Here is a 19,108-nt window from a genome sequence, read left to right as displayed (position 1 = left end):
AGCGCCTGCATGGCATGCAGGAGGTCAGGAGTTCAATTCTCCTTAGCTCCACAGAAGTCGAAGGCGGACCATCCGAATGGATGGTCCGCCTTCGACGTTGTCGGGAAACATTCGGGCACATCGGAAACGGGCGCCGGGAAACCTCTGTCCCGTACAAGGCGGGCCACCCGACCGGGTGGCCCGCCTTGTACGGGGTACTTGTCGCGTTGCTGATGCTGGCGCTGGTGCGATCAGCGGCCGAGGGCCCGGCGGCCGCGGCCCTGCGAGAGAACCGGCAGGTTCTTGGCCGGCGCCTGGGAGCGCGTGTCCTCCTCGAGACGCAGGGCGAGCGCCGGGCAGCGGCGCACCGCGCGCAGCGCCTTGGCCTCCGCGAACCGCGGCACCTTCGCCTGCGCCACCGTCGGGAAACCGTCCGCGCCCAGCTCGAAGACCTCCGGCAGGATGTCCGCGCACAGGCCGTGGCCCCGGCACAGCGTCCAGTCGACGTAGATCTTCTGACGGCTGCCGCTGGTCTCCTCCGGCTCTCCGCCACCCGGGATACCGGTCGGGAGCTTGCCGTCCTCGAAGAGCGGCAGAACGCCCTCCACGGGCCGTCCACAGCCGTTCCCGAGGACATGCGCGGCCAGGTCGTCGGTGAACGCCTTGATCGTCGACTCCAGGAACATCGCGGAGCCGTCCGGATGCGAGCACGCGCCGCGCCGCTTCACATTCTTCGCGACCTGCTTGAGCGCCTCCAGGGCGGCCGGTCCGCCGCCGTTGAGGATGTCCTCCATGCCGCGCGCGGCCGCCGGCAGACCGAGGTAGCAGGGACCGCACTGTCCCGCGCTCTCCTCCGCCAGCCACTGGGCGACCCGTAGAGACTCGCCCAGCGGACAGGTGTCCTGCGTGATCGGCAGAATCGCGCCGGCACCCAGCGCACCGCCCACCGCGTCCAGGGAGTTGCGGGACACGATCGCCTCGTTGACCGTGGCCGCGTCGATCCACTTGCCGTGGTAGCCGCCGGTCAGCACACCCTGCGGCACCGGCGGGGCGCCGGCCAGCTGCAGGACGTAGCGCAACGGCACACCCGTGGGGACCTCGATCACCATGGGGCGGGCGACCGCGCCGGAGACCGTCAGCATGACGGTGCCCGGCTCGTCGTACAGGCCGGTGTTGCCGTAACGCTCCGGGCCGATCCGGGCTGCGATCGCCAGCTGTGCGAACGTCTCCGCGTTCGACAGCAGGGTCGGCGCGCCGCCGACACCGTTCTGGGACGCACTGGTCTTGCGGCCGGGCGGGATCGCCGGACCGCCGTCGATCGAGCGGACCAGTGACGCGGCCGCGCCGGTGACCATCCGGACCGGGTTGCGCTGGACGAACGCCTTCAGGGCCGAACGGCGGCCGGTGCTCAGACCGCGTTCGGCGAGCGCCTGCTCCATGGAGCGCTGTGTGGACTCCCGGGTGACCCCCACCACGAGCGTGCGGGCACCCAGGGCCTCGGCGCACAGCAGCGCGCCGTCGAGGATCAGATGCGGGGCGCGGTTGATCAGCACCGTGTCCTTGCGGCAGGCAGGCTCGTCCTCGCTGCCGTTGACGACGACCACCGGCCGTACACCGCGCTTGATCGCCGCTTCGGCGACCGAGCGCAGCTTTTTGTGGAAGGGGAAGCCCGCGCCGCCGCGGCCCTTCAGGTTGATGCGTTCGGAGAGCTGCGCGAGCTGCTCCCCGCCCAGGGGCTCAAGCGGCCCGTGCACCTTGAGATGCATGGGCAGATCGAGTCTTTCGACAAGGTCGAAGCCCGACGTGAGCTGTGGAAGGCCGACCACGCGGACTTCTGGGACGTCGGGCAGGGCCTCGTTCACCTATAGCCTCCGGAAGGCGTGTTCCAAGGTTCGCCCGAACCCGGTGCGTCGAAGGACGCTCCGGGCGCTGGTTCGTTGGCGGGACCGCTGTTGTACGTGTCGTTCGAGTTGTACGTGCCGTAGCGGGCATTCGTCTCACCCGTGTCGTACACATCACGTCCCCCCGTTCCATTGGTGCCCGGATTGCCATAGACCGGGATGTTGTATCCGGTGTCCTGGAGCGGGTCGTACGCCGACGGCGGTGCCTCGCCGACCGGCGGCGGGGACGGGACCGGCCAGCTGCCCGAGCTGCTGCCGGGGCCGTCCATGCGCGGGATGGCCTCGGTGGCCTGGAGGTCCAGCCGCTCCATGCGCGCGGTCTGGCCGGCTGCGAACGGCGACTGGGGCTGTCCGGGCGTGGAGGTGGCCCGGTAGGCGGCCGCGAAGCCGGAGGACGGCTCGGGGGTGGGCGTGCCGGACGGGAACAGCGGGTTGGGCTGCGGGGCCGCGGTGTCGGCCCGCGAGGGCCTCGGCTCGCGTTCGCGCCCGCCGTCGTAGCCCGGCAGCCCGGACTCGCCCGCCCGGGCTCGGCTGGCGTCCAGCTCGTCCAGGTCGGGGCGCTCCGAGCTGCCCAGGACGGAGACGAGGCGGTCGGCGACCTTGCGCTTGAACGGGCGCGGGGCGGCGCGCAGCGCGAGCGCGGCCATCACGCCGACCAGGCACAGGTCGTAGGAGATCATGAAGAACGGCTTCGCCGCGCGGCCCGCGTACAGGCCGTGGATCAGCGCGGCGCACCAGGCGGGGTAGGCCAGCATGTGCATCGCCCGCCAGCGGGCCGCCACCACGGCCGGGGCGGCGAAGTTGCTGCGCAGGGCACCGGTGACACCCACGAAGATCATCAGCAGCCCGGCCAGCGAACCGAGCCCGATCAGGCCGGCACTTCCGGTGATGCCGAGCGAGAACGGGATGATCGCGGCGATCACCACGGTGTGGTCCAGGGCGATCTTCGTGACGATGTGCACCAGCAGGAACGCGATCGAGGCGACCGCGGTCGTCCGGTGCACCGCCTGGCCGATGATCCGCTGGCGGGTGTTGAGGAAGATGCGGTCCTGTGCGATCAGACCCCAGATCACCGAGCAGCTCAGCGAGACGAGTGACAGCACGCCCGCGCCGAAGTTCAGGAACGACTGGAACTGGCTGCCTCCGGTCAGCACGACCACGGGTATGAGCAACAGGACGACAGCGGACGCCACCCCCCAGGCCGAGCGGCCTGGCTTGGGGAGCGAGCTGTTACTACGACGAGGGTTCATGGGGGCAACTCCGAGCAGTTCGGGAAAGCGGTCCCGGTGCCGCAGCCTAAGTGGCGCCATACCGATCGGTACGAGGTTTGAGTTATTGCGTTGTTATCAAAGGGCAATGCGGGCCTTGCGATGTCCCTTAGCGGTTGTTACGCGAAGTAATCTTTGAACCTGGTTCAACACTCGTCCCGGTTGTCGCCTTACACGTACGTGTCAACCGTTGATACGTAAGCGCGTCGCGGCTTGCTCAAGGGCTGCGGTACCCTGACGCCATGCGTGCCGTACGCCTTCTGCTTAGCGGGCCGCGCTGATCAGTCCCGACCGCCGGACGAAACGGCAGGTCGGCATCGGCGCGGCGTCCCCTCCTGTGTGAGGGGATTTTTCGTTTCTAGAAAGTCACAGCCGCAGGCAGAGACGATCGATGGAGCTTTGAGGATCATGAGCGAGACGAACCCCGCTGCCGCCGCCACGTCGGCGGAGGCCGCGCCGCACCGCTACACGGCCGCCCTGGCGGCCGAGATCGAGGCACGCTGGCAGGACTTCTGGGACGCCGACGGCACCTATGCGGCGCCGAATCCCACGGGCGACCTGGCCGGCGACCCCGAGCTGGTCGCCAGGCCCAAGAAGTTCATCATGGACATGTTCCCGTATCCGTCGGGGGCGGGACTGCACGTCGGCCACCCCCTGGGCTACATCGCCACCGACGTCTTCGCCCGCTTCCAGCGGATGAACGGCCACAACGTCCTGCACACCCTGGGCTTCGACGCCTTCGGCCTGCCCGCTGAGCAGTACGCCGTGCAGACCGGCACGCACCCGCGCGTGTCCACCGAGGCGAACATCGAGAACATGAAGGCCCAGCTGCGCCGGCTGGGCCTCGGCCACGACAAGCGCCGGTCGTTCGCCACGATCGACCCGGACTACTACAAGTGGACCCAGTGGATCTTCCTGCAGATCTTCAACTCCTGGTACGACGACGAGGCGAAGAAGGCCCGCCCGATCTCCGAGCTGATCGCCCAGTTCGAGTCCGGTGAGCGTGCCGTACCGGGCCACACGCGCGCGTGGAACGAGCTGACCGCAACCGAGCGCGGCGACGTCCTGGGCGAGTTCCGCCTGGCCTACGCCTCCGACGCACCGGTCAACTGGTGCCCCGGGCTGGGCACGGTGCTGGCCAACGAGGAGGTCACCGCCGACGGACGCTCCGAGCGCGGCAACTTCCCGGTCTTCAAGGCCAAGCTGCGCCAGTGGAACATGCGCATCACCGCCTACGCCGACCGGCTGCTGGACGACCTGGACGAGCTGGACTGGCCCGAGGCCATCAAGCTGCAGCAGCGCAACTGGATCGGCCGCAGCGAGGGCGCCCGCGTCGACTTCCCGATCGACGGCGAGAAGATCACCGTCTTCACCACGCGCCCCGACACCCTGTTCGGCGCGACCTACATGGTGCTGGCCCCCGAGCACCCGCTGGTCGACAAGTTCGTCCCGGACGCCTGGCCCGAGGGCACCCACGACGTGTGGACCGGCGGCCACGCGACGCCGGCCGAGGCCGTGGCCGCGTACCGCGCGCAGGCCGGCGCCAAGTCCGACGTGGAGCGGCAGGCCGAGGCCAAGGACAAGACCGGTGTCTTCACGGGCGCGTACGCGACCAACCCGGTCAACGGCGCCAAGGTCCCGGTGTTCGTCGCCGACTACGTGCTGATGGGCTACGGCACCGGCGCGATCATGGCGGTACCGGCCGGAGACCAGCGCGACTTCGAGTTCGCGCGCGCCTTCGAGCTGCCGATCGTGTGCATCGTCGAGCCGACCGACGACCGCGGCACCGACACGTCGACGTGGGAGAACGCCTTCGCCTCGTACGATGCGAAGATCATCAACTCCTCCAACGACGACATCAAGCTGGACGGTCTGCCCGTCGCCGAGGCCAAGGCCCGCATCACCGAGTGGCTGGCCCGCAAGGGCATCGGCGAGGGCACCGTCAACTTCCGGCTGCGCGACTGGCTGTTCAGCCGCCAGCGCTACTGGGGCGAACCCTTCCCGATCGTCTACGACGAGGACGGCGTCGCCCACGCGCTGCCCGAGTCGATGCTGCCGCTGGAGCTGCCGGAGGTGGAGGACTACTCGCCGCGCACCTTCGACCCGCAGGACGCGGACACCCAGCCCGAGACGCCGCTGTCGCGCAACGAGGAATGGGTCAACGTCACCCTGGACCTGGGCGACGGGCCGAAGAAGTACCGCCGCGAGACCAACACCATGCCCAACTGGGCCGGTTCCTGCTGGTACGAGCTGCGCTACCTGGACCCGCACAACGACCGGCAGCTGGTCGACCCGGAGATCGAGCGCTACTGGATGGGCCCGCGCCAGGGCATGCCGCACGGCGGTGTCGACCTGTACGTCGGTGGCGCCGAGCACGCGGTGCTGCACCTGCTGTACGCCCGGTTCTGGTCGAAGGTCCTGTACGACCTGGGCCACGTCTCGTCCGTCGAGCCGTTCCACAAGCTGTTCAACCAGGGCATGATCCAGGCCTACGTCTACCGCGACGGCCGCGGCTTCCCGGTGCCCGCCGCCGAGGTCGAGGAGCAGGACGGCGCCTACTACTACTACCAGGGCGAGAAGGTCACCCGGCTGCTGGGCAAGATGGGCAAGTCCCTGAAGAACGCGGTGACTCCGGACGAGATCTGCGCCGAGTACGGCGCCGACACGCTGCGCCTGTACGAGATGGCGATGGGGCCGCTGGACGTCTCCCGGCCGTGGGACACGCGCGCGGTGGTCGGCCAGTTCCGCCTGCTGCAGCGGCTGTGGCGCGTCATCGTCGACGAGGCGACCGGTGAGGTAACCGTCACCGACGCCGATGCCGACGAGGAGACGCTGCGTGCCCTGCACAAGGCGATCGACGGCGTCCGCCAGGACCTGGAGGGCCTGCGCTTCAACACCGCCATCGCCAAGATCACCGAGCTGAACAACCACCTGACCAAGGCGGGCGGCGCGGTGCCGCGTACGGTCGCCGAGCCGCTGGTGCTGATGATCGCGCCGCTGGCCCCGCACGTGGCCGAGGAGCTGTGGCGCAAGCTGGGCCACACCGACTCGGTCGTGCACCGGGACTTCCCGGTCGCCGACCCGGACTACGTCGTGGACGAGACGGTGACCTGCGTCGTGCAGATCAAGGGCAAGGTCAAGGCCCGCCTGGAGGTGCCGCCGGCAATCTCCGAGGAGGAGCTGGAGAAGGTGGCGCTGGCCGACGAGAAGGTCGTCGCGGCGCTGGACGGCGCGGGTATCCGCAAGGTGATCGTCCGCGCGCCGAAGCTGGTGAACATCGTCACGGCGTGACACCGCAGGCCGCCTCCGGGTGGTCCCCTACGGGCAGGTTCGGGGTTTTTCTGGAACTCCGGGCCTGCCCTTTGCGTTTACCGTTGAAGAGCGCGGCCACCCATGCCGGGCTCGGAAGCGGTGGTGTGGTCGGGTGGCCGGGAGCGGAGGAGGAGCACCGTGGAAGCAGTGATCGCCGTATTCGCCGTGCTCTTCCTGCTCTTCGTCGCGGGCGGGGCGTATGTCACGTTCAAGGCGGTCGGCGCCGCCAAGCGCGGTGTGGACCGTACGATCACGCAGGCCCGGCGGACGGTCGAGGAGCACACGCTGCGCGCCAAGTCCATGGTCCAGATCGGCCCGGCGGGCGAGATCGCCCAGCTGCGGCTCACCCTGCGCACCTCGATGCGGGCCACCCAGGACGCCCTGCACGCGGGCGCCGGCGACGACGAGTCGCTGAAGGAGTCCCTCGGCCTCTTCCAGCGGCTCAGTGCACACGGGCACGAACTGGACGGCGAGCTCAGGCGCCTGGAGTCCGAGCCGGACCGGGCCACGCTCGCCGCACGGCTGCCCGGGCTGCGCCGGCGTACCGCGCGTATCACCGAGTCCGCGGACGCCTTGCGGTGGGCGGCGCGTGACCGGGCCCACCGGTTCGCCGACGACGATCTGGACACCCTGAGCACACAGATCGGCGTCGAGGCGGACGCCCTGCGGCACTGGACCCGTCCTGCTCCCGCGCCCGAAACCCCGCCGTGGCCCGAGGCCGCCGCCGCCCAGGGCGACCGCCAGACCTGGCCCGAGGCACCCCGGTCCGCCCCGGACGAGGATCCGGCGCAGCCCGCGATCACCCCGCCCGGGCGGCGCCAGACCTACCCCTGGCAGAAGAAGCCCCGGCCGGAGAGCACCACTTGATGCGGCCGGTCCTGATCGGAGCGGGCGGGGGCGGGCTGCCGCCCCTGGGCTACGCCAGGTAACCTCCAGCTCATGTCCCGCCATGTCGCGATCGTCACCGATTCCACGGCCTACCTGCCGCTGCGGACGATGGAGCGCCATAGCATCACCGCGGTGCCGCTGACCGTGGTCCTCGGCGACCGGGCGCTCGAAGAGGGCACCGAGATCTCCACCCGTTCCCTGGCCCAGGCTCTGCAGAAGCGGCGCTCCGTCACCACGTCCCGGCCCAGCCCCGAGGTGTTCGCCGAAACCTACCGCAAGGTCGCCGAGTCCGGTGCCACCGGCATCGTCTCGCTCCACCTGTCAGCCGAACTGTCGGGCACCTACGACGCGGCGGTCGTCGCGGCCCGCGAAGCACCCCTCCCGGTGCGGGTGGTGGACACCGGAATGGTTGCGATGGCGCTCGGATTCTGTGCGCTCGCGGCCGCTGAGGCCGCCGAGGCGGGCGGCACCGCCGACGAGGCCGTCACGGCGGCGGAGAAGCGGGCCGCCGGCACCGCGGCGTACTTCTACGTCGACACCCTCGACTATCTTCGCCGCGGCGGCCGCATCGGCGCGGCCCAGGCCCTGCTGGGCTCCGCACTCGCCGTGAAGCCCCTGCTCCAGCTTGACGGCGGCCGGATCGAACTCCTGGAGAAGGTGCGGACGGCGTCCCGGGCCATCGCCCGCCTCGAGGAGCTCACCGCCGAGCGTGCGGGCGGCGCCGAGGTGGACATCGCCGTCCACCATCTCGCCGCCCCCGACCGGGCCGCGGCCCTCGCCGACCGGCTGCGGGCGCGGGTGCCCGGGCTGGCCGACCTGCATGTGAGCGAGGTCGGTGCGGTCATCGGCGCGCACACCGGACCCGGCCTGCTCGGGGCAGTCGTCTCACTGCGGTGACCTGTGGATCCGAGGGCGGCAGCATCGTCGTTTTCACTCGTGCGGGTGGCGAAGTTATCCACAACCGGACCGTGATCCACGGAAGTTGAGCAAGATCATCGCGGATCGGCGGAAGGCCCCATCCTCGTCGCATGGCACTTCGATCACGCTCACACGAGACACATGCGACCAGTGGCCCCGGCCGGGGCCCCACCTCCGACGGCCGCACCCGGCACCGCCGGTCCCCGGTCCGGGACCGCACCCGCCACCGCCCGGCCCCGGCGGACGAACTGCGCCGCCGGGCGGAACTCCTCTTCGGCGAGCGGGGAGTCACCAGGCCGGAGCCGGGACAAGGACCCCCGCACGCGGCAACGGTGACCGGCACCGGTGCGGCGGCCGGACTGACCACGGCCACCTCCGGCGTGCGCGCCGCCGCGTCCGGGGTGCGTACCGCCGCGGCCGCACTGTCCACGGCGGCGGCCGTGGTGTCCTCGGCTCGCGCGCTCGCCGGCGAGACCACGGCCCTGCGCGAACCGGCGCTCCCCAAGCTGCGGGCCCGGGTCGCACTCGCCGTGCGGGAGCGGATGCCGGTATGGCTGCAGACCCGCTGTGGGCTGGAACGCCGGGGCGCGGTCGCCCTCGGGGTGGTCCTCGTCGTGGCCGCTGCCCTGGCTGTGCAGCACTTCTGGACGGGGCGGACCGAGTCGGTGAGCGCGCCGGAGGTGGTGCGCGCCGAGGCGCCGTACGAGAAGAGCGAGGCGGAGAAGGTCCCGGCCGCGGTCACCGGTACCGCCGCGGCGCCCGCCGGGTCCGCGGGGACCGCCGGGTCCGCGGGGACCGGTGGCGAGATCGTCGTGGACGTCACCGGGAAGGTGCGAGAGCCGGGGGTGCACTCCCTGCCGGCCGGTTCCCGGGTGGCCGACGCGTTGCGGGCAGCGGGCGGGGTGCGGCCAGGTACGGACACCGACGGACTCAACCGGGCCCGTTTCCTGGTGGACGGCGAACAGATCGTCGTCGGGGGCCCCGCCCCACCGGCCGCGACGGGCCAGGTCGTGGGTGGTGCCGCGACGGGCACGGGCCCCGCCGCCCCGGTCTCCCTGAACACGGCGACCGTCGAGCAGCTCGACGCCCTGCCCGGAGTCGGCCCGGTACTGGCCCAGCACATCGTCGACTACCGGACCGAGCACGTCGGTTTCCGCTCGGTCGACGAACTCCGCCAGGTCAAGGGCATCGGCGACCGCCGCTTCTCCGACCTGCGGGATCTGGTGCGGCCATGAACCGTGCGACCGACGGAGCCCCGCCGGGATCCGTGACCGTGCGCCGGGCCGTGCATGCCGGCACGGGCAAGCGGCTCGGGACCGCGCATCCCCGGCAGGACGCGTCGGCCGACCTGCGGCTGGTGCCGCCCGCGCTGGCCGCCTGGGCGACGGCGGCGCTGACCCTGGACGCGCCGCCGGGGTGGACGGCCGGGACCGCCGTCGTATGCCTGGTGGCCGGGCTGATCCTGCTGTGGCGGAGCCGGGCGGCCCGCCTGCCCGGGACGGTGACCGGTAACCCCCCGGCCCCCCGGCCGACTTGGCGGAACGCCTCCGCCGGCGCCCTGCTTCTCTGCGTCGCCGGGGCCGCCGCCTCCGCGGGGCTCCACGGGACGGATGTGCGCCGGGGGCCGGTGCCCGGGCTGGCCCGCACCTACGCGACCGTGACCGTCGAGGTGGAGCTCACGGGCGACCCGTGGGTCAGCAGGCCGCGCGTGCAGGGGGACCACGCCACTCCGGTCGCCGTGCTGGTGCGCGGCGAGGTGCGGCGGGTGGAGAGCGGTGACGGGACGGCGGTGACGACGCGTTCACCGGTGCTGATGGCCGTCGACCCGGGGGTGCGGGCACCCGGTGGCGGCGGCCGTGCGCAGTGGCTCGGGCTGCTGCCCACCACACGGCTGCGGGTGAGCGGCCGGCTGGCGCCGGCGACGGCCGGCGGGGACCGGACCGCGGCGATGCTGCGGGTGCGGGAGCGTCCCGCGCCGGTGGTGGTGGGCGAGCCGAGTGGGCCGCAGCGGCTGGCCGGGCGGTTACGGGCCGGGCTGCGGGAGGCGACCGAGGGGCTGCCCGAGGACGCGCGGGCGCTGCTGCCCGGGCTGGTCGTCGGGGACACCTCGCGGATCACGCCCGAACTCGACGAGGCCTTCGAGGAGACCGACCTCGCGCACACCCTCGCCGTCTCGGGCAGCAACCTCACCATCCTGCTCGCGCTGCTCATCGGACCGCCGGGACTGGCCCAGCAGGTCGAGCGGCGCGGCCTCGCCCCACGCCTCGGCCTGTCACTGCGATCGACCGCGCTGTCGGCGTCGGCGCTCACCCTCGGATTCGTCGTCGTGTGCCGGCCGGACCCCAGTGTGCTGCGGGCCGCGGCCTGCGGAGCCGTCGCCCTGCTCGCCCTGGCGACCGGTCGCCGCAGGTCCCTGATCCCGGCGCTGGCGACGGCGGTTCTGCTGCTGGTGCTGTACGACCCGTGGCTGGCACGCAGTTACGGCTTCCTGCTGTCCGTCCTGGCCACCGGGGCGCTGCTGATGCTGGCGCCCGGGTGGAGCGAGGCGCTGCGGCGGCGCGGGGTGCCGGAGCGACTGGCCGAGGGCCTGGCAGCCGCTGCCGCCGCGCAGGCGGTGTGCGCGCCGGTGGTCGCGGTGCTGTCGGCACGGGTGAGTCTGGTGGCGGTGCCGTGCAATCTGCTGGCCGAGATCGCGGTCGCGCCGGCCACGGTGCTGGGGTTCGCGGCGCTCGCGGCCGCCCCGGTGGCCATGCCGCTGGCCAAGGTGCTCGCATGGTGCGCGAGTTGGCCGGCCGGGTGGATCGCGCAGATCGCCCGGGCCGGGGCCGCGTTGCCGGGCGCGGGCGTGGACTGGCCCGGGAGCTGGGCGGGGGCGCTGATGCTGGCCGGGGTCACGGTGGTCGTCGTACCGCTGGGGCGGCGGTTGCTGCGGCATCCGTGGTGGTGCGGGGCGCTCGGGGTGCTGCTCGTGCTGCTGGTGGTACGGCCGGTGCCGCTGACCCGGGTGATCACGGGCTGGCCGCCGCCCGGCTGGCGGCTGGCGATGTGTGACGTCGGACAGGGCGACGCGACGGTGCTCGCGGCGGGCGCGGGCACGGGCGTGGTGGTGGACGCCGGGCCCGATCCGGCGCTGGTCGACAACTGCCTGCGGGAACTCGGTATCACCCGCGTCCCGCTCCTCGTCCTGACCCACTTTCACGCCGACCATGTCGCGGGGCTGCCAGGAGTGCTGCGCGGGCGGACCGTGGCACAGATCGAGACGACAGGGTTCGAGGAACCGGCGGAACAGGCCGAGTTCGTACGGAGGGAGGCGGCCGAGTACCGGATCCCGGTCACGCGTGCCGTCGCCGGGGAGCGGCGCACGACCGGTGGGCTGGACTGGCAGGTGCTGTGGCCGCCCCCGGACCCCGCGCCGGAACCGGACGGCCCGAACGACGCCAGTGTCGCCCTGCTGGTCCGCTCGGCCGGGCTGCGGATGCTGCTGCTCGGAGACCTCGAACCCCCGGCCCAGCAGGAGCTGCTGAGATCACCGATGGCTGCCGAACTGGGGCGGGTGGATGTTCTGAAGGTGGCCCATCACGGGTCCGCGTACCAGGATCCGCAGCTGCTGCGGCTGGTGGCGCCCCGGGTGGCGCTCATCTCGTGCGGGGCGGACAACCCTTACGGGCACCCGGCACCGGACACGGTGGCTCGGCTCCGGGCCGCGGGGGCGGTGGTGCTGCGGACCGACCGGGACGGGGCGCTCGCGGTGACCGGTGGCCGTACGGGAGGGGAGGCGGGGGAGCTGACAGTGGCGCGAGACTGAGGGCATGAACTCGGTGAACACGATGCAGGTCGGCGCCTACCTCCACCGGCTCGGGGCCGCCCGCCCTGCCCGGCCCACGGCGGCGGCGCTGCGTGACCTGCATGTGCGGCATCTGCGGACCGTGCCCTTCGAGAACCTGTCGATCCACCTCGGCGAGGAGATCGTGCTGGAGGAGAAGCGGCTGCTGGACAAGGTGGTGGGGGCGGGCCGGGGTGGATTCTGCTACGAACTCAACGGCGCCTTCTCGGCGTTGCTGACCGCGCTGGGCTTCGAGGTGACCCTGCTGGCGGGGCGGGTGTACGGGGATCAGGGGCGGCTCGGGATCCCGTACGACCATCTCGCGCTGCGCGTCGGGACGGTGGACGGGGGTGAATGGCTCGCCGACGTGGGATTCGGGGCGCACAGCCACTATCCGCTGGTGTTCGAGGAGCGGGGTGAGCAGGCGGATCCTGGCGGCGCGTTCCGGATCGCCGGGGCCGGCCCGGACGCGGCGGGGGTGCGCGGAGAAGCGGGTGGGGTCGCCGGGGACCTGGACGTGCTGCGGGACGGGAAGCCGCAGCACCGGCTGGAGGTCCGGACGCGGGTGCTCGGGGACTTCACGGCCGGGGCGTGGTGGCACAGCACCTCGCCGTCGTCCCACTTCACGCAGTCGCTGGTCTGTTCCCGGGTCACCGGGGAGGGCGGGCGGATCACGCTCAGTGGACGGACGTTGACGGTGACGGCGGCGGACGGGTCGCGTGAGGTAAGGGAGTTGGAGCGCGACGAGGAGGTGCTCGGCGTCTACCGGGACCGGTTCGGGATCGAACTGGACTGTGTGCCGTCTGTGCGAAATCCATGGAACCCTGACCGGAACGGCTAATTCGGGCGTCACGGGAGAACGCGTTGTTACCGGCGCGTAGCGTGCTAGTCGTGCGTAGTGGGCTGAGCCGGTTGTCCCGGCTCGTTCCGGCGGGCTGCGGTGCCCGAGAATGGGGCCGTGAGCGATGTGAGACATGTGCTGGTGCTGCCGGACCGGGGTGCGGCGGAGGAAGCCGCCGAGGCGCTCGGGGAGCGGTTCGGGACCGGTGAGGAGCCGCGGCTGGTGCGGGACGCGCTGGCGGGGGAGGACGACGCCGAGGACGCACAGTGGCTGGTGCTGCTGAGGGACGAGGCGGGGCGGCTGGACCCGGCGGAGCTGGACGAGTTCGCGGGGGAGTGGGAGGGGTGGCGGGAGGAGCCGTAGCGGGTGCGCTGGGCCGCCGCGTCCACCCGTGCCGCCTTGGCGGTACGACTGCCCGCGGCTGCGCCGGCCGGGCGGCGCGGCTGCGTTGTCAGTGGGCCGTGGGATGCTTGGCGTGATGGCAAAGAAGACTGCTGATGACGATCCGCTGGCCCCGTTGACGCTTGCCGTGGGGCAGGAGGAGTTGCTGCTCGACCGTGCCGTGCAGCAGGTGGTGGCCGCCGCCCGGGCCGCCGACGCCGACACGGACGTGCGGGACCTGACCCCGGACCAGTTGCAGCCCGGCACGCTCGCCGAGCTGACCAGCCCGTCGCTCTTCGCGGAGCGCAAGGTCGTGGTCGTACGCAACGCGCAGGATCTGTCCGCCGACACGATCAAGGACGTGAAGGCGTACCTCGGAGCACCCGCCGAGGAGATCACGCTCGTGCTGCTGCACGCGGGCGGCGTCAAGGGCAAGGGGCTGCTGGACGCGGCGCGCAAGGCGGGGGCGCGGGAAGTCGCCTGTCCGAAGATGACCAAGCCGGCGGACCGGCTGGCGTTCGTACGGAGCGAGTTCCGGGCGCTGGGACGGTCCGCCACACCCGAGGCCTGCCAGGCGCTGGTCGACGCCATCGGCAGCGATCTGCGGGAGCTGGCCTCGGCCGTGACCCAGCTCGTCGCGGACGTCGAGGGAACCATCGACGAGGCCGTCGTCGGGCGGTACTACACCGGGCGGGCCGAGGCGTCGAGCTTCACCGTCGCCGACCGGGCCGTGGAAGGGCGTACGGCGGAGGCGCTGGAGGCGCTGCGCTGGTCGCTGGCGACCGGAGTCGCCCCCGTGCTGATCACGAGTGCGCTCGCACAGGGGGTGCGGGCGATCGGGAAGCTGTCCGGGGTGCGGGGCGGGCGGCCCGCCGATCTCGCGCGGGAGCTCGGGATGCCGCCGTGGAAGATCGACCGGGTGCGCCAGCAGATGCGGGGCTGGACGCCCGACGGGGTGGCAGTGGCGCTGCGGGCCGTCGCCGAGGCGGACGCGGGGGTCAAGGGCGGCGGGGACGACCCCGAGTACGCCCTGGAGAAGGCTGTCGTGACCATCGCGCAGGCGGCACGGTCGCGCGGGCGGGGCTGACCGGGACACCGGGCAGGCGCGCGCGGGAATACCGAAAGCCCCGGCGTCCACCCTGGGGAAGGGTGAGGTGCCGGGGCTTCGGTTCAAGCTGTCGAGCCCGTTCCCGCGTGGCGAACGCAGGCCGCGAACAGGCTCTGGGGGCCGGTCGGGGGCGGATGAGAGAGGGCCCGCCCGGGTCCTTCCGGCGTCAAATCAAGTGTCAGCCCTGGAGGGACGCGACCTTGGAAGCGAGCGCCGACTTCTTGTTGGCGGCCTGGTTCTTGTGGATGACGCCCTTGGAGACGGCCTTGTCGAGCTGACGCGCGGCAGCGCGCTGGTACTCGGTGGCCTTCTCGACGTCACCCGCGGCAGCGGCCTCACGGGCCTTGCGGATCGCGGTCTTCAGGGAGGACTTGACGGCCTTGTTGCGCAGCCGGGCCTTCTCGTTGGTCTTGATCCGCTTGATCTGGGACTTGATGTTCGCCACGAAGAGCCTTTTCAGGTTCTGGTGCGGGGACGTGAAGCTCCCGTACCGATGATTTCTTGAGGACGTGCCTCGCGCTGAGAGGGCATGAGACACAGCTGCCCAGAGTAGCAGCGGGGCGGGGAACGGCCCAAACCGGTCCTCGGTCCCCCGCCATGGGACCATGGAGACTACGTATCGATCCGACCCGAGGCATAAGGCGCCTCAAGAGACAGGACCCTGCGTGCCCGCGATCCCTAACAATGTGCCCGAGCCGAGCCGTACCGACCCGGCTCTGATCCGCAATTTCTGCATCATCGCGCACATCGACCACGGCAAGTCCACGCTCGCCGACCGGATGCTCCAGCTGACCGGTGTGGTCGAGCAGCGGCAGATGCGTGCTCAGTACCTCGACCGGATGGACATCGAGCGCGAACGCGGCATCACGATCAAGTCCCAGGCGGTGCGTCTGCCCTGGGCCCCCACCGAGGGTCCCGACCAGGGCAGCACGCACATCCTCAACATGATCGACACCCCGGGGCACGTCGACTTCACCTACGAGGTCTCGCGGTCTCTGGCGGCCTGCGAGGGGACCGTCCTCCTCGTTGACGCGGCCCAGGGCATCGAGGCGCAGACCCTCGCCAACCTCTACCTGGCGATGGAGAACGACCTCACGATCATCCCCGTGCTCAACAAGATCGACCTGCCGGCCGCTCAGCCGGAGAAGTTCGCCGAGGAACTGGCGAACCTGGTCGGCTGCGAGCCGGACGACGTGCTGCGGGTCTCCGCCAAGACCGGTGTCGGCGTCGACGCGCTGCTGAACAAGGTCGTAAAGGAGATCCCGGCACCGGTCGGCGTCGCCGACGCTCCCGCCCGCGCGATGATCTTCGACTCGGTCTACGATTCCTACCGCGGTGTCGTCACCTACGTCCGTGTCATCGACGGCCAGCTCAACAAGCGCGAGCGCATCAAGATGATGTCGACCGGCGCCACCCACGAGCTGCTGGAGATCGGTACGAACTCGCCCGAGATGCTGGGCGCCGACGGCCTCGGCGTCGGCGAGGTGGGCTATCTGATCACCGGTGTGAAGGACGTCCGGCAGTCCAAGGTCGGCGACACCGTCACCAGCCAGCACAAGGGCGCCACCGAGGCCCTCGGCGGGTACAAGGACCCGAAACCGATGGTCTTCTCCGGTCTGTATCCGCTGGACGGCTCCGACTACCCCGAGCTGCGCGAGGCCCTCGACAAGCTGCAACTCAACGACGCCGCGCTCGTCTACGAGCCGGAGACCTCCGCCGCCCTCGGCTTCGGCTTCCGCGTCGGCTTCCTCGGCCTGCTGCACTTGGACGTGATCCGGGAGCGGCTGGAGCGCGAGTTCGGGCTCGACCTGATCGCGACGGCCCCGAACGTGGTCTACCGCGTCGTCATGGAGGACGGCAGCGAGCACACGGTCACCAACCCGAGCGAGTTCCCCGAGGGGAAGATCGGCGAAGTGTACGAGCCGGTCGTGCGCGCCACCATCCTCGCGCCCAGCGAGTTCATCGGCTCGATCATGGAGCTGTGCCAGACCCGGCGCGGCACCCTGCTCGGCATGGACTACCTGTCCGAGGACCGCGTCGAGATCCGGTACACACTGCCGCTCGCGGAGATCGTCTTCGACTTCTTCGACCAGTTGAAGTCGAAGACGCGTGGTTACGCGTCGCTGGACTACGAGCCCACCGGCGAGCAGACGTCCAGCCTGGTCAAGGTCGACATCCTGCTGCACGGCGACAAGGTGGACGCCTTCTCGGCGATCACGCACAAGGACGCGGCGTACGCGTACGGGGTGCGACTCGTCGCCAAGCTGCGCGAGCTCATCCCCAGGCAGGCCTTCGAGGTGCCCATCCAGGCCGCCATCGGCTCCCGGGTGATCGCCCGCGAGACCATCCGCGCCATCCGCAAGGACGTCCTCGCCAAGTGCTACGGCGGCGACATCTCCCGTAAGCGCAAGCTGCTGGAGAAGCAGAAGGAAGGCAAGAAGCGGATGAAGATGGTGGGTTCCGTGGAGGTTCCGCAGGAGGCCTTCATCGCCGTCCTCAGCAGTGATGACAGCGCGGGATCGACCAAGAGCAAGAAGTAACCGCGGGTAACAACCGGCCACGGTCGCAAAACGGGTGCAACAGGGGTCCGCCGTACGAAAGTGCGGCGGACCCCTACGCGCGCGTAGCGTCGCTCTGTGTGGACGATGCGGGGAAACAGACAGGCCGAAGCCTCTTACGTACAGGCCGGTCGCGGCTTACTCTGATCCCTGCTCGATAGTTACTCGCGAGTTAAACAAGTAGTCCGAACACCACCGTGAGTAAACCCAGCCGCACTGAGCCAGCCGCACCGTCGCGGGCCCCCCGGAGGATGTCGTGAGCGACACGCAGACACTGATCGAGAACCGTCCGCCGTCCGTGGCGGCCCTCTTCCTGGAGCGCGTGGCGGCCACACCGGACGCCGAGGCCTACCGTTACCCGGTGCCCGCGGCCTCCGGTCAGGGCCCGGACGAATGGAAGTCGCTGAGCTGGGCGCAGGCGGCCGAGCGGGTCTACGGGATCGCGGCCGGACTCATCGAACTCGGCATCCAGCCCGAGCAGCGGGTCGCCCTGGCCTCGTCCACCCGCGTCGAGTGGATCCTCGCCGACCTCGGCATCCTGTGCGCCGGAGCGGCCACCACGACCGTGTATCCGCAGACCAACGCCGAGGAGTCGGCGTTCATCCTCTCCGACTCCGGCAGCCGGGTGCTCGTCGCGGAGGACGCGGCACAGGTCGCCAAGGCCGTCGCGAAGCGCGCGGAGCTGCCCGAGCTCACCCAGGTCGTCGTCATCGACCCGGCCGGCGTGGAGACGGGCGACTGGGTCATCACCCTGGCCGAGCTGGAGGAGCGCGGCGCCAAGTACCTGGAGAAGCACCCCGAGCTGATCAAGGAGCGGGTCGGCGCGATCACCAAGGACCAGCTCGCCACCCTGATCTACACCTCCGGCACCACCGGCCGCCCCAAGGGTGTGCGGCTGCCGCAGGACAACTGGTCGTACATGGCGAAGGCGATCGCCGCGACCGGACTGATCAGCGCCGACGACGTGCAGTACCTCTGGCTGCCGCTCGCGCATGTCTTCGGCAAGGTCCTCACCTCCGGGCAGATCGAGGTCGGCCATGTCACCGCCGTCGACGGCCGCGTCGACAAGATCATCGAGAATCTGCCGGTCGTGCAGCCGACGTACATGGCCGCCGTGCCGCGCATCTTCGAGAAGGTCTACAACGGCGTCGCCGCGAAGGCCCGTGCGGGCGGCGCCGCCAAGTACAAGATCTTCCAGTGGGCGGCCGACGTCGCCCGCGAGTACGCCAAGGTCACCCAGGACAACTTCCGCCGCACCGGCGCCGCCACCGCACCCTTCGGGCTGGCCGCCAAGCACAAGGTCGCCGACGGGCTCGTCTACTCCAAGCTGCGGGAAGCCTTCGGCGGGCGGCTGCGGGCCTGTGTCTCCGGATCGGCCGCGCTGGCACCCGAGATCGGCTACTTCTTCGCCGGTGCCGGTGTGCACATTCTCGAGGGCTACGGACTGACGGAATCCTCCGCCGCGTCCTTCGTGAACCCCGGCGAGGCCTACCGCACCGGCACGGTCGGCAAGCCGCTGCCCGGCTGCGAGGTGCGGATCGCCGACGACGGGGAGATCCTGCTCCGCGGCCCCGGCATCATGGAGGGCTACCACGGTCTGCCCGAGAAGACGGCGGAGGTACTGGAGGCCGACGGGTGGTTCCACACCGGTGACATCGGCGAGCTGTCCCCCGACGGCTATCTGCGGATCACCGACCGCAAGAAGGACCTCATCAAGACGTCCGGCGGCAAGTACATCGCGCCCGCCGAGGTCGAGGGACAGTTCAAGGCGGTCTGCCCGTACGTCTCCAACATCCTCGTCCACGGCGCCGACCGGAACTTCTGCACCGCCCTGATCGCCCTCGACGAGGCCGCGATCCTGGAATGGGCCAAGGAGAACGGCCTGGACGGCAGGTCCTACGCCGAGGTGGTGGCCGCGCCGGCGACCCTGGAGATGGTCGACGGCTACGTCAAGCAGCTCAACGAAGGCCTGCAGCGGTGGCAGACCATCAAGAAGTTCCGGCTGCTGCCCCGGGATCTCGATGTGGAGCACGGGGAGATCACGCCGAGCCTCAAGCTGAAGAGGCCGGTTGTGGAGCGGGAGTACAAGCACCTCATCGATGAGATGTACGCGGGGGCGCGCGAAGCGTAG

13 protein-coding genes are annotated in these 19,108 nt (G+C 70.9%); 10 read left to right on the top strand and 3 right to left on the bottom strand.

Features of this window, described 5'->3' with window-relative positions; all coding sequences use genetic code 11:
* Positions 1 to 230: 230 nt before the first annotated feature.
* Positions 231 to 1,841 (bottom strand): NADH-ubiquinone oxidoreductase-F iron-sulfur binding region domain-containing protein, encoded by a 1,611-nt coding sequence (locus tag ABTY98_RS01855; RefSeq protein WP_351691257.1) that lies wholly within the window; start codon positions 1,839 to 1,841, stop codon positions 231 to 233.
* The gene (locus ABTY98_RS01850) at positions 1,838 to 3,130 is read right to left on the bottom strand and encodes a cytochrome b/b6 domain-containing protein (RefSeq protein ID WP_352218874.1); all 1,293 of its coding nucleotides are present in this window, start codon (positions 3,128 to 3,130) and stop codon (positions 1,838 to 1,840) included. Before ABTY98_RS01850 ends, ABTY98_RS01855 begins: the two co-directional genes overlap by 4 nt.
* Positions 3,131 to 3,556: 426 nt before the next feature.
* Here ABTY98_RS01850 and leuS point away from each other — a divergent pair, with 426 nt between their 5' ends.
* The 8 genes from leuS (at position 3,557) to holA (ending at position 14,398) form a co-directional block, all read left to right on the top strand.
* Positions 3,557 to 6,439 (top strand): leucine--tRNA ligase, encoded by a 2,883-nt coding sequence (gene leuS / locus ABTY98_RS01845; protein WP_352218873.1) that lies wholly within the window; start codon positions 3,557 to 3,559, stop codon positions 6,437 to 6,439.
* A 159-nt stretch (positions 6,440 to 6,598) separates the two neighbouring features.
* Positions 6,599 to 7,327, top strand: coding sequence for a hypothetical protein (locus ABTY98_RS01840; protein ID WP_352218872.1), 729 nt, complete (start codon positions 6,599 to 6,601; stop codon positions 7,325 to 7,327).
* 72 nt (positions 7,328 to 7,399) lie between these two features.
* Positions 7,400 to 8,245: a DegV family protein gene (locus ABTY98_RS01835; RefSeq protein WP_352218871.1), complete on the top strand. Its 846-nt coding sequence runs from the start codon at positions 7,400 to 7,402 to the stop codon at positions 8,243 to 8,245.
* 131 nt (positions 8,246 to 8,376) lie between these two features.
* The gene (locus ABTY98_RS01830; RefSeq protein ID WP_352218870.1) at positions 8,377 to 9,501 is read left to right on the top strand and encodes a ComEA family DNA-binding protein; all 1,125 of its coding nucleotides are present in this window, start codon (positions 8,377 to 8,379) and stop codon (positions 9,499 to 9,501) included.
* Entirely contained in the window at positions 9,498 to 12,071 is a 2,574-nt protein-coding gene (locus ABTY98_RS01825) for a ComEC/Rec2 family competence protein (protein WP_352218869.1), read from the top strand. The genes ABTY98_RS01830 and ABTY98_RS01825 overlap by 4 nt, the downstream gene beginning before the upstream one ends.
* Before the next feature lie 4 nt (positions 12,072 to 12,075).
* Entirely contained in the window at positions 12,076 to 12,930 is an 855-nt protein-coding gene (locus ABTY98_RS01820; RefSeq protein WP_502994117.1) for an arylamine N-acetyltransferase family protein, read from the top strand.
* Positions 12,931 to 13,047: 117 nt separating this feature from the next.
* On the top strand, positions 13,048 to 13,293 hold the full coding sequence (locus tag ABTY98_RS01815; protein WP_352218868.1) for a hypothetical protein: 246 nt from the start codon (positions 13,048 to 13,050) through the stop codon (positions 13,291 to 13,293).
* Between the two features lie 115 nt (positions 13,294 to 13,408).
* On the top strand, positions 13,409 to 14,398 hold the full coding sequence (holA, locus tag ABTY98_RS01810; protein WP_352218867.1) for a DNA polymerase III subunit delta: 990 nt from the start codon (positions 13,409 to 13,411) through the stop codon (positions 14,396 to 14,398).
* Between the two features lie 199 nt (positions 14,399 to 14,597).
* On the opposite strand, the gene rpsT is transcribed toward holA, so the two are convergent.
* Complete coding sequence (gene rpsT, locus ABTY98_RS01805; RefSeq protein ID WP_133041041.1) at positions 14,598 to 14,864, bottom strand: 30S ribosomal protein S20; 267 nt, start codon at positions 14,862 to 14,864, stop codon at positions 14,598 to 14,600.
* A gap of 220 nt (positions 14,865 to 15,084) precedes the next feature.
* Between rpsT and lepA the strand changes: the two genes are divergently transcribed.
* Together lepA and ABTY98_RS01795 are read left to right on the top strand one after the other, a co-directional pair.
* Entirely contained in the window at positions 15,085 to 16,959 is a 1,875-nt protein-coding gene (gene lepA, locus ABTY98_RS01800) for a translation elongation factor 4 (RefSeq protein ID WP_352218866.1), read from the top strand.
* A 274-nt stretch (positions 16,960 to 17,233) separates the two neighbouring features.
* Positions 17,234 to 19,108 (top strand): AMP-dependent synthetase/ligase, encoded by a 1,875-nt coding sequence (locus tag ABTY98_RS01795; protein ID WP_352218865.1) that lies wholly within the window; start codon positions 17,234 to 17,236, stop codon positions 19,106 to 19,108.

Origin of the sequence: Streptomyces sp. NPDC096040 (genome assembly GCF_040303265.1) — a bacterium.
Lineage (GTDB): Bacteria > Actinomycetota > Actinomycetes > Streptomycetales > Streptomycetaceae > Streptomyces.
The sequence above is the reverse complement of the archived record's forward strand: the minus strand, read 5'-3'. Positions and strand labels throughout refer to the sequence as shown.